This window comes from Providencia sp. PROV261 (genome assembly GCF_028477945.1).
GTDB lineage: Bacteria > Pseudomonadota > Gammaproteobacteria > Enterobacterales > Enterobacteriaceae > Providencia > Providencia stuartii.
The window spans coordinates 19,369-34,016 of the sequence record NZ_JAMPMC010000020.1 but is presented as its reverse complement, the minus strand read 5'-3'; the positions used below and the strand labels follow the sequence as shown (position 1 = coordinate 34,016).

12 protein-coding genes are annotated in these 14,648 nt (G+C 41.5%); 4 read left to right on the top strand and 8 right to left on the bottom strand.

What is annotated here, in order from left to right:
- Positions 1 to 169 precede the first annotated feature (169 nt).
- A complete protein-coding gene (gene rnk, locus PR675_RS12690; RefSeq protein ID WP_004925498.1) occupies positions 170 to 580 on the top strand; it encodes a nucleoside diphosphate kinase regulator in 411 nt (136 codons plus the stop codon).
- A gap of 196 nt (positions 581 to 776) precedes the next feature.
- Here the strand turns inward: rnk and pmbA are convergent, their stop codons facing one another.
- Positions 777 to 2,117, bottom strand: a complete 1,341-nt coding sequence (pmbA, locus tag PR675_RS12685; protein ID WP_060561387.1) for a metalloprotease PmbA — start codon at positions 2,115 to 2,117, stop codon at positions 777 to 779.
- Between the two features lie 173 nt (positions 2,118 to 2,290).
- Between pmbA and yjgA the strand changes: the two genes are divergently transcribed.
- On the top strand, positions 2,291 to 2,836 hold the full coding sequence (yjgA, locus tag PR675_RS12680) for a ribosome biogenesis factor YjgA (RefSeq protein WP_004925504.1): 546 nt from the start codon (positions 2,291 to 2,293) through the stop codon (positions 2,834 to 2,836).
- 56 nt (positions 2,837 to 2,892) lie between these two features.
- On the opposite strand, the gene PR675_RS12675 is transcribed toward yjgA, so the two are convergent.
- Entirely contained in the window at positions 2,893 to 4,449 is a 1,557-nt protein-coding gene (locus PR675_RS12675; protein WP_192840899.1) for a leucine-rich repeat domain-containing protein, read from the bottom strand.
- 490 nt (positions 4,450 to 4,939) lie between these two features.
- Here PR675_RS12675 and PR675_RS12670 point away from each other — a divergent pair, with 490 nt between their 5' ends.
- Both PR675_RS12670 and PR675_RS12665 read left to right on the top strand, forming a co-directional pair.
- Entirely contained in the window at positions 4,940 to 5,272 is a 333-nt protein-coding gene (locus tag PR675_RS12670; protein WP_004925512.1) for a low molecular weight protein tyrosine phosphatase family protein, read from the top strand.
- A 173-nt stretch (positions 5,273 to 5,445) separates the two neighbouring features.
- Positions 5,446 to 7,029, top strand: coding sequence for a hypothetical protein (locus PR675_RS12665; protein ID WP_239686477.1), 1,584 nt, complete (start codon positions 5,446 to 5,448; stop codon positions 7,027 to 7,029).
- A 35-nt stretch (positions 7,030 to 7,064) separates the two neighbouring features.
- On the opposite strand, the gene PR675_RS12660 is transcribed toward PR675_RS12665, so the two are convergent.
- The 6 genes from PR675_RS12660 to yhdP are packed head-to-tail and all read right to left on the bottom strand — an operon-like array spanning position 7,065 to position 14,626.
- A complete protein-coding gene (locus PR675_RS12660; RefSeq protein WP_088498696.1) occupies positions 7,065 to 7,667 on the bottom strand; it encodes an RBBP9/YdeN family alpha/beta hydrolase in 603 nt (200 codons plus the stop codon).
- A gap of 59 nt (positions 7,668 to 7,726) precedes the next feature.
- Positions 7,727 to 8,014 carry a barstar family protein gene (locus PR675_RS12655; protein WP_060561385.1) on the bottom strand — a complete coding sequence of 96 codons (288 nt, stop codon included), beginning with the start codon at positions 8,012 to 8,014 and terminating at the stop codon, positions 7,727 to 7,729.
- Between the two features lie 12 nt (positions 8,015 to 8,026).
- Positions 8,027 to 8,512 (bottom strand): ribonuclease domain-containing protein, encoded by a 486-nt coding sequence (locus PR675_RS12650; RefSeq protein WP_060561384.1) that lies wholly within the window; start codon positions 8,510 to 8,512, stop codon positions 8,027 to 8,029.
- A gap of 14 nt (positions 8,513 to 8,526) precedes the next feature.
- Positions 8,527 to 9,972: a metalloprotease TldD gene (gene tldD, locus PR675_RS12645; protein ID WP_040132455.1), complete on the bottom strand. Its 1,446-nt coding sequence runs from the start codon at positions 9,970 to 9,972 to the stop codon at positions 8,527 to 8,529.
- A gap of 5 nt (positions 9,973 to 9,977) precedes the next feature.
- Complete coding sequence (gene nit1 / locus PR675_RS12640) at positions 9,978 to 10,832, bottom strand: deaminated glutathione amidase (RefSeq protein WP_272582757.1); 855 nt, start codon at positions 10,830 to 10,832, stop codon at positions 9,978 to 9,980.
- The gene (yhdP, locus tag PR675_RS12635; RefSeq protein WP_072197230.1) at positions 10,832 to 14,626 is read right to left on the bottom strand and encodes an AsmA2 domain-containing protein YhdP; all 3,795 of its coding nucleotides are present in this window, start codon (positions 14,624 to 14,626) and stop codon (positions 10,832 to 10,834) included. Before yhdP ends, nit1 begins: the two co-directional genes overlap by 1 nt.
- Positions 14,627 to 14,648 lie beyond the last annotated feature (22 nt).

Genomic DNA, 14,648 nt, shown 5'->3' with positions numbered 1-14,648 from the left:
ATGAACTAAATATCAATAATTTTACAAGTATTGGCTCAAAGATCGTGATCATGATCTCTTCCTTTTGGAGCTTGAAGAGCCTAATATTTTATACAATTTTATCACAGCGACACCCCCTACCTTATTGGGTGGGGGGTGTTTGCTTTGTACGTCTCTATTGGAGTGTGGTATGACAAAGCCAACAATTATTATCAATGATTTAGATGCAGAACGCCTAGATGCACTGTTGGAACAAGCAGCTTATGCGGGTACCCCAGTTGCTGACGCACTGAATGATGAACTTGATCGTGCAGACATCCTGTCACCACAGGAAATTCCTGCTGACGTCGTCACAATGAACAGTACGGTGCGTTTTCTTGATTTGATTAGCAATGAAGAACGCACACGCACTTTAGTTTACCCAGCCTCTTTAAAAGATAGTGCTGAGCAGCTCTCTGTTATGGCGCCAATCGGTGCGGCTTTGCTTGGTCTGCATGTTAATGATGAGATCAGTTGGGCATTGCCTAATGGTGTTGAAACACGCGTAAGAGTACTCGAAATTATTTATCAGCCAGAAGCCGCGGGTGAATACCATCGTTAATGGTATAAAATCGCCTAACTTAGCAATAACATCAATGTATTAAATAAGCAGGCTGACGTTAACAGAATAAAAAATGGGTTTTCCACGATAAGCTTTGCAGGCAAAGTGCTTGAAGCCACTTTATCAGGCAAAAAATAAATCTATTCTGTTTATTGATAAGGCACTTCAAAAGGAGTGCCTTATTCATTTGAGCAAATTACTCTCCCGCAATACTCATTTCAGGTAACAATACAGAGCCACACTGAATATTACTGCGAGTTTCAATATCATCGGCAATCGTGACGATATTTGCCCACATATCTTTTAAATTACCTGCTATTGTGATCTCGCTGACAGGATATTGGATCTCACCATTTTCCACCCAAAAACCGGAAGCACCACGTGAATAATCTCCGGTGATCCCACTGACCCCTTGCCCCATCAGTTCAGTAACAACCAGTCCTGCTCCCATTTGTTTTAGCAATGCTTCGAATGACAGCCCCTGACCAGCAATACGCCAGTTATGGATCCCTCCAGCATGCCCTGTACTTTGTAAGCCTAACTTTCTGGCTGAATAAGAGGTCATTAGCCACGTTTGCAACACACCATTTTCAATAATATTGCGCTCAGTGGTGCGAACCCCTTCACTGTCGAATGGCGATGACGCTAATCCACCGATTAAATGCGGCTGTTCAGTGATGGTTAACCAATCAGGTAAAATTTGCTTACCTAAGCTATCGAGTAGAAAAGAAGATTTGCGGTAAATACTACTTCCACTAATTGCCCCAACAAGATGACCAAACAACCCTGTCGCCACTTCAGCAGCAAAAATAACAGGTGCCTTCATCGTTGGCAGCTTTCTCGGTGAGAGGCGTGCCAATGTACGACGAGCGCACTCTTGCCCCACCCATTCAGGCGATTTCAAAGCACTTAAGCTGCGCCCGATGGTATAAGCATAATCACGTTCCATTTCACCATTTTGCTCTGCGATCACACAACTTGACATCGAATAACGGCTTGAGCAATAGCTTTGTAGCATACCGTGAGAGTTACCAAAAACCCGCACGCCATAATGACCATTAAAGCTTCCCCCTTCCGTATTCACAATACGCGGGTCAACCTTAAGTGCCGACATTTCCGCTTGTGACGCCAATTTAATTGCTTCTTCAGGAGTGATATTACTGGCTTGGAATAGTTGTAAATCAGGGGCATCAAAGGCTAATAGTGACTTCTCAGCAGGGCCTGCACATGGGTCTTCCGATGTGTAACGGGCAATGTCTACCGCAGCTTGCACTGTACGCTCAATCGCTTCGGGGCTTAAATCTGTTGAAGAGGCGCTCCCTTTACGTTGGTTGTGATAAACGGTGATCCCAAGTGCGCCATCACTATTGAATTCAACATTTTCGACTTCTCCTTGACGGGTACTGACACTAATTCCAGTGCTTTTGTTCACAGCAACTTCAGCGGCATCACAACGACTTTTTGCAAAATGAAGCGCCCGTGCAACCGCCTCTTCTAAATTTTTACGTTGTTCGCTGACTTGTTCAGTTAAATTCATCGATTCAATCCACATAAAATGGGGGAAACCCGGCTTTTTTTACACCAACTCACAAATGTCGGGTGTCATCAGGGCTTTTTCCCAGTTACAATACATAATATATGAATGTTAACATCCACAACGCGGCAGGTCATGCAATTACACGCTGCGTTCTGTAAAAAGGAAATCGATATATGGCCAAACAGCCTGAAGACTGGCTGGATGATGTCCCAGCGCCGCAAGATGAAGACGATGATGAGATCATTTGGGTCAGTAAAAGCGAAATTAAACGCGATGCTGAAGTTCTCAAAAAACTGGGGGCCGAACTTGTTGAATTAAGCAAAAATGAACTTGAGCGCATTCCACTTGATGCTCAGTTACTCGATGCCATTGAACTGGCACAAAAAATCAAGCGTGAAGGTCGTCGTCGCCAACTACAATATATTGGTAAGTTGCTACGCTCTCGAGACGTTGACCCCATCACAGAGGCTTTAGATAAACTGAAAAATCGCCATAATCAGCAAGTTGTCATTCTGCATAAGCTTGAAGACCTGCGTACACGCCTTATTGAAAATGGTGATGATGTTATCGAAGAAGTCGTTGCTCTGTTTCCCCATACAGATAGACAACAACTTAGGGCATTGGTACGTAACGCTAAAAAAGAGCGTGAAGGCAATAAGCCACCAAAAGCCTTCCGCCAAGTTTTTCAATATTTAAAAGAGCTGTCCGAAAGCGCTTAAATCACCATCCCCTATACCACTCACAATATGCTATAGGGGATGATGTCAAAAATAGATTAAAAACTAACCCCTAAACATTGCCTTGCTTCTTTTATATCAACTTCATATTCACCCATAATGAATTTTTTAAGGTTCTCTCTGAGTACGATTGCATCAATAATTGTTTGATCTTCTAAGACACTATCAATAACCAATGTATTCCAATTTTTGACGGCTAATAGTGCTTGAGCCACCTGATTACCATAGAACGGATTATCACTCTTTAGAAAATTAGCGATATATTGTAGCTTAGGAAGTTTTTGTAAAATCTTGATATGACTTTCTTCCATATAGAGAATTGAAAAAGAGAGTTTTTTTAATTTTTTTAACTCAGAAAACTCATCAGGTAACCATCTCATTTTATGATTATAACTCATATCCAAGTGTGTAAGATGTGTTGATTTGGTTAATGCAATTGGAAAAGTATCCATTAGACAATGGCTGATATTTAGTTCATATAATTTGGGTTGTGGTGCAGTAATATTGATATTTGCATTACCCGATAGCAGTAACACCTTTAAACTTTGAAGTGCTTTGTCGATAAGAAATAAGGTTTCTTCATCTTGAAAACCAAGATCTAAATATTCTAAATTGACTACCTGATATAAAATACAAGGGAACTCGGTAAAATTACAATGGCTTAACAATAGTTTTTTCAATTGATTGAGTACAGGTAGTTCTTCGGGTAAACTTGAAATAGTGTTAAAACTTAAATCAATGGATTCTATCTGATTGATATTTAATATATCTATTGGAAATTCAGTCAACGAGCAGCATGCTAAATTAATGGATTTTAAATGGTCAGTCTGCATGCCCTTCAACGATAATTCTTTTAGCGGATTATTTGATAAATCTAGCTCTTTAATATTTTCAAGCTGAAATATTTCTTCGGGTATTTCTGTAAGATTTAGGTTAGACAAATTAAGTTTAGCATTTTTTGATGCTTTAAACTTATCTATTGCCTTCTGAACTTGACTTACTATATTACCATTTTTCTTAATCGAATTACCTTTTTTTATCGCCTCAATGATTTTATCTATTTTGATATTTTCTTCGGCGTCATCATAATACTTTCCAGATAATACGTCTTTTGCATGATACCTTAAATCTTGGAAACCTAAAAAGATACCTTTACTCCCCTTATCATAGATTGAAAAACAGTGGTCATCCGAAATAATATATTCCGCTGTGACTTTACCTGTTATATTTATCACTCCATGATTATAAATTCCTATCATGGTTTGCTCAACGGTCACATCCCCCTTGATGATAATACAAGCTCCCCCAAATGCTATGTTCTTAGCTGATACATTCCCTTTTACAATAACGGTTGGACCATAATCTACATTACTTTGAGTTAACGCATTTTCGATAATAAGGTCTTTTTCAAAAAGAATAATAGTCCCTCCCATCTCGTCTATATCATCAATTTCTAAAGAGTCCAATGTGACACTTTCTTTGACCCGTAAAAGTCGACCGTTATAATAATCCTCAAGATAACTAGGTAGAAACTCGAGATGGTATTTTTTAACACAATCGGAAAAACTGATGTTTATTCTTTCAAAAAAATTCATTTCCCTTACCTTATTTAGCATTATTTTATTATAATAAATCTAGCTTTAGTCATAAATATTCAATTATCATTAACCTTGCGATAAATGTAAAATGATTAAACCCAATAACAGTAGAATAATCATTATTAGGATATAAATAACGTAATAATCCTAAAAAACGTTAGCTATCTTGCATTTGCTTGATAGTCATACAATGTCTCCGTATGATACTGACGTTAATCATATTCTTACCCGTATTATCGCGGCTGCTATCCCCGATAACCTTATGTGGAAGATATGGATAATTCAAGAAATCGAGCATGGCGTAGAGCCAAAAATAGAATCCACTCGCCGCGAAAAAAACGAGATCGCTTTCCCGCTAAGAAAAACTGGAAACAGATGTATGGGCGTAGGAAAAAATTATTCGCGCGACACAGCTAGGTATGGCATACCCCCAAATCAGTAACAGACAGCTTGCTCTGAAAGGTTTGGAGGAAATACATAACAGTAAATGAATATTTTATTTATTTGTAGTCGTAACCAATGGCGTAGCCCAACCGCAGAGCAAATTTGGCGCCACCATCCAAGCTGGTCGGTACGCTCTGCTGGCACCAGTAGCAATGCAAGACGCCGAATTACCGCAGATTTGCTCCGTTGGGCTGATGTTATTTTTGTCATGGAACAAAAACATAAAGATCGGCTAAAAGCCAATTTTACTCGCCTACTCGAACACAAATCACTTTATGTACTCGATATTCCTGATGAGTATCAATACATGGACCCGCAATTAATTGAGATACTTAAAGATATTGTTCCAAGTTATCTCAGCGAGTTTATCCCGTAAGAAATGACGATAAGTGAAACCTTTTTTAATTACCCTTAAAGAAGGTTTTATCACAAAATTGATTGAGCCAACATCGAACCTACCGTGTTATCTATTTTATGATTAAAAAAACATTTTATTGGCTTATTCAATATAAAAACCCATAATTCAAACACAATAGGATGTTATCAAAAATGAAAAAATGGTTAGCCTCTCTTTTTAAAAAAGGACAAGAAAATTATCCTGTCGTTTGGAATACGAATATCACGCCAATCTATCAGCATTTATTGCCTTGGATAAACGAATTATCCCCACTCCCTGAATCACTGTCTGAGCTCCCAGATACAACTGAAGTCGATGAAAATACAATTCGTTGGGCTAATGGCGCTGAAGATGGTGTATTCAGCCACCACGGAATGGGGGCTTCTGAAATCACTGCTAGCGAAATTTACACTTCACTAAAAAGAGCGCTGGAGAAAAACGACAAAGAATCGGTTTATCATTTCTATCAGCAAGTCGCCGAACAAAGCCCGTTATCTTATATCGACGATCTAATCCATTTAATCGTCGATAAACAAGAGATCCATGCGCCAAAATTGGAAGCCTTTACCGACTGGTTACTCCACAATAGCCCCGATACTAATGTGGTTAAATTGGCCATTTCCTTTACTGTGTTTTTTCCAAGTGATGAACGCCTTAAGACACTTTATTGTCTTGCTTGCCATGATGAATTCACGCTTTACACTATTATCCCAATCCATGCGATGCTCACATCCACATCTGACTATGATGCAATGTGGCTAAAGTTAGCAAAACGTGTTGAAGGCTGGGGGCGCGTACATCTTATTGAACATCTACCCGATGAAATAAGTGAGGAAACCAAGCAATGGATACTGACTACAGGCTATCAAAATAGTGTTATGGTTGAATATACCGCTTGGCACTGTGCAACCTATTGCCACTTGGCAGATGCATTAGAAACACAAAATGATAGCCAATTATTAGTAGCCTCATCCGATATTATTCAAGCGTTGCTAGGCGGTGGGCCGGCACGTGATATCAATGACTATGATGATGCTTTTCGTTGTTGCTTCAATTACTTGAGCCGCATTTTAGAACAAGATTATTTATTAGACTATTATTTTACTGTACTCGGCATTAATGATTATTTTCAAGAAAATAGCGAGAAATTTGAAAATAGCACAGCCATCACTTCATTAGCACAAACTATATTGGATAACCCTATATGGGATAAATTAATCGCTCAAGGTTTAAATAGTGATGATGATATCTTATTCCGTAATAGCACCAGTATAGCCAGAGCCCGTGGTCAAGATATCTTCCCTTATCTATACGAAAAACAGTTAAATCATCCTGAGAATGATTTGTGGTTTGAGTTAATGAAAACGAACGATATAGACCAAGTCAAACAAGTGATAGCCTTAGCAGAGCAGCAGCTACCATTAGAAGCAATATCGACAGGGCCGAGTGATAGCCTTGGTCTTGGTGCTGGCTATGCACAACATGGAAAACTTGATTTTATTTTACAAGAATTACCGCGTTTTCCTGGTGTCGGTTTATCTATGATCCTCTGTGGGTTGCAAAGCCCTGTAGTGCGTAACCGTAATATGGCTCTTAGGGCATTAGCGAATTGGAAAAGAGAAGATTGGCCTCAAGACTTAGAGCCATTGCTGACTCAATGTCATGCCATTGAGCCGGATAACGAAACCAAGGCAAGATTTGCAGCCCTCTTACGGGGCGAGCCACTTGAAGATTAATAAAATCAGGCTGGTTGACTTCAAACAGCCTGATTTTATATTCCGTTAAATTGAGTTTTTATTGAGTGAAGTAATGTTGGGAATTCTGTATACCCTTCTCTATCAAGGAAATGCCCAGCTTCTTCCTCAATAATCACTTCGGTTTGTAATGCCTTGGCGAGTGTTTGTGATGATTGTGGTGAAACGACCCAATCATTGGTAGAGATAATTGAAATCCTTTTATCTGCTATATCAATTAAATATGGGTAATCTAATCGGCTCAACGTGTGAGGCTTTAATTCAGGTAGTGTGCTTTGCTCCTGATCAAAACCCGCTACTAAAATATAGCCACCGACTTTATTGCCTTTTGCGACCTGCTGCTCTAAAAAGCGCAATACGGTCACACACCCCAGGCTATGCCCAATAAATAGGGTATTTTCATCAATCTCAATTGCTAAGTTTTTGAGATGTTGTTGCCACTTTAATGGCTCGGGTGATAGCGGTTCAGGCATTTCAGGTACATACACTAACGCGCCTAACGACGCCAACTCAGCCTTTAACCATGGAAACCAGTTTTTTTCTGGTGAAGCGGTATAACCATGCACAATGACAAACTTCTTACCTTTCAATGACTCATTTTGAGAAACGTCATTTGCCATTTTTATTTCTCCATAACCTTAATCAGTTGGCATATACTATACCACGCATAGTTTAATGGTTATTTAGAATTTTTCGTTATATCTAGGGCGAAAATAAACTCATCTTCCCACATATCTTGTGCATCATTCATTACATCAATAATATCCGAGAATTCTATCCGCTGAGTTGATGTCATGTGGCTAAAAACAATGGTAATAGGCAGCTCTAGCCCCGCAGAGACTATATCCCAAAGGGCATCAAGATTGTGACCAAACCAATTTGGCAGCGAGAACCGTTGTGAAAATTGCAAATAAAAGTCTTCAACTGTTTTGATCTGCCGAAAGTCAAAAACTATTTTTTGGTTCATCGCTGCTATCTCTTAGTTTACCTGCTGGAAGCTTTTATAGTGATCTGTGGTGACATAAATCATGCCATCGGAGGAGTATAGCAAACGGTCTGCACCGCGGTGCCCACAGTTGTAATTGATATCAGCCTCATACCATTGACGATTCGGAGCGATGGGTAACCGCTTCTCTCGATTAGAGAACCTATCTCCCCCAATCGCTTTCCCAGGTAGTATATCACACAGGTTCCCCTGTTTCGGCTCCCAACCAGCCTGACGAGCCACTTTTTTCGTGATGTAAAAACTCGGCAATTGCTGATGTTTTTGCATATAGCTCACCACATTTGCCTGTTTGGTTAGTTCATCAATTTTCTGGGGATGCGGCTGTTGTTCTGTTGTTTGCACTGGCACTGAAACAGGCCTTTCGACCTGTTTTTTGTCTTGTTGTTCACCCGCATTAAAATATAAGCTAAGCGCGATCAAGACCGCCATCAACAGCATTGAAATAATCCGTTTATTCATTGCTTAATTCCAATTTATGCGGTGCCGCCAACAGTCATTTTATCCAATTTCAGTGTCGGTTGCCCAACACCAACAGGCACACTTTGCCCTTCTTTTCCGCACACACCCACTCCCTTGTCGAGCGCAAGATCGTTACCTACCATGGAGATTTGCTGCATTGCTTCAACGCCAGAACCAATGAGCGTTGCGCCTTTAACCGGAGAGGTAATTTTGCCATTTTCAATTAGATAAGCTTCAGAAGTTGAAAAAACAAACTTACCGGAAGTAATATCAACCTGACCACCACCAAAATTAGGTGCGTAGATGCCTTTATCCACGCTAGAGATAATCTCTTCAGGCGTTGACGTACCTGACAACATATAGGTATTGGTCATACGAGGCATTGGTAGGTGCGCATAAGATTCACGACGCGCATTTCCGGTTGGTGCGACCCCCATTAAACGTGCATTCAATTTATCCTGCATGTAATTTTTCAAAATACCATTTTCAATCAAGACATTATACTGACCCGGTACACCTTCATCATCGATGGCTAAAGAGCCTCGACGGCCTGCAATTGTGCCATCATCAACGACAGTACAAAGAGGAGATGCGACCAGCTCACCAATTTGCCCTGAGAAAACAGACGTGCCGCGACGGTTAAAATCACCTTCTAAGCCATGTCCTACCGCTTCGTGAAGCAATACGCCCGGCCAGCCTGCCCCCAATACAACAGGCATCATACCAGCTGGCGCTGCAATCGCTGACAGATTAACCAGTGCCATACGTACCGCTTCTTTCGCATACTGCTCTGCAAGCACTTGTCCTTGATGAATTTCAAGAAAATATTCGTAGCCATAGCGCCCGCCGCCGCCGCTAGCACCGCGCTCACGCTTACCTTCATGCTCCACCAGCACACTGACAGATAAACGAACTAATGGGCGAATATCAGCCGCTAACGTACCGTCCGTTGCTGCTACTAATACTTGCTCATAAACACCCGTTAGGCTTGCATTGACTTCGATCACTCGCGGATCTTCTGCTCTTGCAACCTGATCAATACGGTGCAATAACGCAATTTTGTCCTCTCGTGACAAGCTTTGCAGTGGATCCGTTTCTGAGTATAGCTTCTTATAGCCCACTTCAGTCAAAATTTGTGATTTACCGTTACCTTGCTCGCTGACGATGCTACGTGCCGCAGTCGCGCTTTGCTGTAACGCCATCAACGAAACCTGATCGGCATAGGCAAATCCCGTTTTTTCGCCACTTATCGCTCTAACACCGACGCCTTGGTCAATGTTATAAGAGCCGTCCTTGATGATGCGATCTTCTAATACCCACGCTTCGTGGTAGCTTGATTGAAAATAGAGATCCGCATAATCAATTTTACGCTCAGATAACAAGCCTAGTGTGTCGTACAGTTTTTGATGGTCAAGACCATTGGCGGCCAGCAAATGTTCGCTGACAGAAGCTAAACTCATATTGGTTACTCTTTTATTGTGCCTTTTTTAATCAATGAAGTCAGTTGCGGCCTAAAGCGGTTATGTTTCACCACTCGGATTTGTTCCCGCATCCCACTTAAATTTTCAGTTTGAATATTTAAAACCGTCGATGCTACAGCATCAACGTTCTTTTTCATAACTTTACCCCAACCATCGACGGCTAAGGTGTGGCCCCACGTTCTGCGCGTACCATGTACACCAACTTGAGCGGGCGCTAATATAAAACATTGGTTCTCTATCGCCCTTGCACGCAGCAGTGGCTCCCAATGTGCTTTACCGGTATAACGCGTGAAAGCGGCAGGTACAGAGATAATCTCAGCCCCCTGCTCACGCAAGGCTTGGAATAAACCAGGGAAGCGGAGATCATAACAGATTGTCATACCTAATCGACCTACAGGCGTATCAACCACCGTGATATGTTCACCACGCTGATAAATAACCGATTCATTATAGGTTCCCTGCTCATCTTCAATATTCACATCAAACATGTGGATCTTGTCATAGCGCGCCTGAATCTGCCCTTGCGAATCAATTAAAATACTGCTGCTCGTAATGCGTTCAGGATCCTCACGGCTGATCAATGGCATTGAGCCAATTAAAATCCAGACATTGTAGCGCTTCGCCATATTGGCAATAGCTTCTTGTAAAGGGCCTTGCCCTTCTTTTTCGGCCTGTTTACGGTAAGTCGCCGCATCTGCGAACAACAAGGCATTTTCAGGTGTCAATACTAGCTCAACAGTCTCTGGCAACTGCTTAATTTGCTGCTCAATCTGTGCCAAATTATGTTTCGTATTTTTACCGCTGCATAACTGCAAAAGTGCAACATTGCCATTTTTCATTACTCTTGAGTCTCCTTTAGCTGACGCAATACTTCATCAATTTTGGGTTCATCCAAGCTTCCTGTCACACGGTAACGTATCACAGAAATTTTGCTCCATAGCGGACCTAATACTTTTGATGCAGCAAAAACTGCTGCACCCGCAATCGGGTTAACTGCAAATGCCGTTGCTACTCCTACTGTAGCAGATATTTCGGGCGTCACGACCGCTTCACCGTTAATTTGGCGTTTCACCAAATCAATTTCCCCACTTAACGTAATATCGGCAACTAACCCATCAATGTACACATCTTTTGCTGATAGAACACCATTACGGATCTTGGCATTACCTTTAATTGAGTCAAAGTCAAAGTCATTACTAAAGGTATCGCGAAAATCAAATTGAAGTTTGCGTAATAGTGCATCAAAACTCACTAGCCGTAACAGTTGGCCCGCTCGCCCTCCGCCCATTTTAGCGATCGCGCCTTTACCAAGCTTACTTGATAACGCGCCATTAAGGGTTGCAATATCTGGCGACCAAGGCACATCTTGCCAATTGAGTTCGAAATCAAGCGTATAAGGTGAACCGATGATAGGAACTAAAATACCATAGTAAGCGGCTGTTTCATCAAATTGCTTCCCACTTAAGGAGCCTGCAATTTGTGTACGGTTTTGTTTACCGCTTTGCCATAAAGCATCTAATTTTAATTGAGTGGCGCTATTACTTAATGTTCCACCACTTAGTTGCAATGTATTTCCTTGCGGCTTCAAGTGGGCACTCAATTTTCCTAACTTTTGTCCACCTGCCCAGCAATCTTGGCAATTAACCGTCATTTCAGGCCAATGGCTAAAATTGAATGAGGAAGAGTCATTGCTACTGGTTGTTTGTTCCCCAGGGAATGCCATTGGGTTGTAATACAGGTAATCGATATTCAGCACCCAAGGCTGTTGAGCAAAAATCTGTAATTCCCCTTTAAGATTTTCGCTTGATACCTTAATTTGCTGCTCTTTAGCCAACAAATTAAATGAGAGGTCTAAATTTTGCCATGCTTGTCCACCTAAAGACAGGGATGGTGTCTTCACTCTCACTGTTTCAGGTAAGCCAATATTTATCGATTTACCCCCTTGATCTGCTGAAAAAAATGTATCGACTGTTTTTAACCATTGTGGGTTAGTAATCACTGGCAAATCAGCAAGTAGCATTGATGACTGCGGTAACTCTGGTGGCTTGCCATTCCATTTTGCCAGAGTGCCTTTTTCTAAACGTAATTGTGGTGCTCTCAGATCCCAACGCGTGTTGAAACCAATACGCCGACCAATATCACCGCCTATATTTAAATGCGTCGATGAGCCTTTAGCTGTTGCATTGACCGTCCCTAACTCTTTAAGTAAGCGATCGTCCAATGCAGGGAGGCGGCTTTTCAGTTTTTTTAAACCAGCAGAGAATTCCACGGCAAGAGCCATATCATCGGACGGCGAATGTGGAAGTGTAATTTCAATATGACTGTTCCAATCGCTGGTTCCCGCCACTTTTTGCTTTAATGAATCAGGCAATTGAGCAATTTTTGCTATATCCCAATTTCCCCCTAGATCCACCTTCACTTGGTAATCTTTAGGGTTATCAACCGTTGAAAAATTGACGTCGACAGGTTGCCCCAGCCATTGTGCTTTTAATTTATCACCGACCAAATCGCCGTTGTTAAATTTAAACTGCCCCGTCAACTCCGTGAGCTTACTGTCGATAGGCTTAATCAATAAATCATTTTTATTCAGATTGATATTCCCTTTCGCGTTAACTTCCTTGCCGTGTGCTAACGGAATAGATAAAGCGAGATCACCTGTTACCATGCCTCCAATTTGCAACTCATCTAACGTATTGCCAATCGAGCTTTTCAGTGGTGTCATACTAAAATACTGCTGTATTTGTGAGCCTGTACCCGCTAAATCAGCCTTAATAAATAGCATTTCATTTTGATAATTCGGGATATCAGCGGTTAGCTGTGTGGCTGTTGCTTCACCTAATTTGACACTGTCTGCACGCATTGCCAGACCTGAACGTTTAAAATCAAGGTTAATGTCTAAATTAGATAAAGCAGGCCAACCTTTATCATACTCAAAGGTCGCTTTGCGTAAGGGCACAAAGACTTGGAACTGGCCATCGTTCTGATTAAATGGGAAATGTTTAGGGTCACCCTTGAAGACGACTGTCGCATCTTTCGCTTGCCCTGCGATGATAGCGTTTGATAGGTAGTCCGCGAGGCTTTCCCCCATCAACTGTTGCGGGAAATAGCGCCACGCTTCTCCCGCATTATCAATATTGACGCCCGCTAAGATGCTCAGGTCAGTATCATCACTTTTTTTCGACTGATAAAAACTAAACTGCCCATTCGCCCATAATGAAGAGGCCTGTATATCCAGTTGGTCGCTCCACAACTTGAATTGATTGTCATCATTTTGCCAATACAGTTGTCCGCGTGCTTTATCAATTTGAAAAGGGGCTTTAAATTGAGGCTCATAGTCAACATAACTCTTATCTAATGTCGCAGAGAGAACCCCTCGCTGCGCATTCCCGACCAAGACACCCGTGAAGTGATCAACCGAAGGGAGTTGTTTCCATTTTTTCCAACTGACATCCTGCCAGTCCATATCAATTTGCGTGTGCTCAAGTTGATCGGGAGTAATATCTAGAGCAAAAACGGATAATAAACCTTTAGGTTGGCGATGCTGCCATTCTTGCACCGTTTCTGGCGTCACAAATGAAAAAGTAGGTAAGATTTCACTAAGGCGCTCTAACTCAATATTTTTAGCTCGGATCCGCCAGTGATCTTTTTGGTGGTATTTCATCGATGAAGGCAGATAAAGTACCGAAACACTCCCATTCGGCCAAATATATTCATTGGTTTTTAATGTATCTAACTCAGGAATATTAAATAACCAGCCTTCCCCTTGCCTTCTCATGCGGATGAGTAAGTCATTAACTTGTAGGTTTTGCGCTAAAGGGGCTTCCCCCCAATTCGCTTCGCCTTGTCGTAACTGCAAGAGGCCGCTATCAATACGATTATTTTTGATGGTAACCCAAGAGGATAAGCTAAAATTGGCATCGCGCAGCCCAGTATTTTCACGTAACCAGCGACTTAACCATGGCTGCATATCTATATTGTCAGCTTGTAGATAAATGGTGCCGTCGCTCAAGATGCCGTTTTTATCTTTAATATCAATTTTGACTTGCAAAAAACCATGCTGCTTGTTGATCGTTTCTAAGCTAACAAACCCTTGGGCACGGTGGCGGCGTTGCTCATTCAACCAAGTTAATTCAGGTAAAATCAGGGTTGTTTTTTGCTCTGATGGCGTCAGAAAGGTCAGTTGGCTATTTTTGAGAGTAAAATGGTTAAATTGCTTTAGAAATAGCCCTTCAATACTATCACTATCAATGGGTTGTGCGCGGCCTTCAAAACTAAAAGGCACTTTATAATCGACATTGAGCTGGTAGAAAGTGATGTCACGAAAACGCCATGTTAAGGAAAGTAACGAGCTCCAAATATCGAGTTCAACGGCGATTTTGCTGGCTTTTGCATCGACTTCTTCATTGCGAACAACCACATCGGTTAAGGTCAGAATCGGCCCAAACGATTGCCATGCCCCCTCAATTTCACCTATTTGTAAGGTGATATCCGTGTTTTTTTCAATATAGCCAATGATATCTTGCCGGTAATAGTTGATATTCGGTAAGAAGAAACGTAGCCCAGTGAGCAGCAATGCACCAAGCAGCAGCACGATAGCCGTCGTCATCCATACTACCCGTGGCAGTCGTTTCACCCGTTTCTCCTTCACGTAAAAA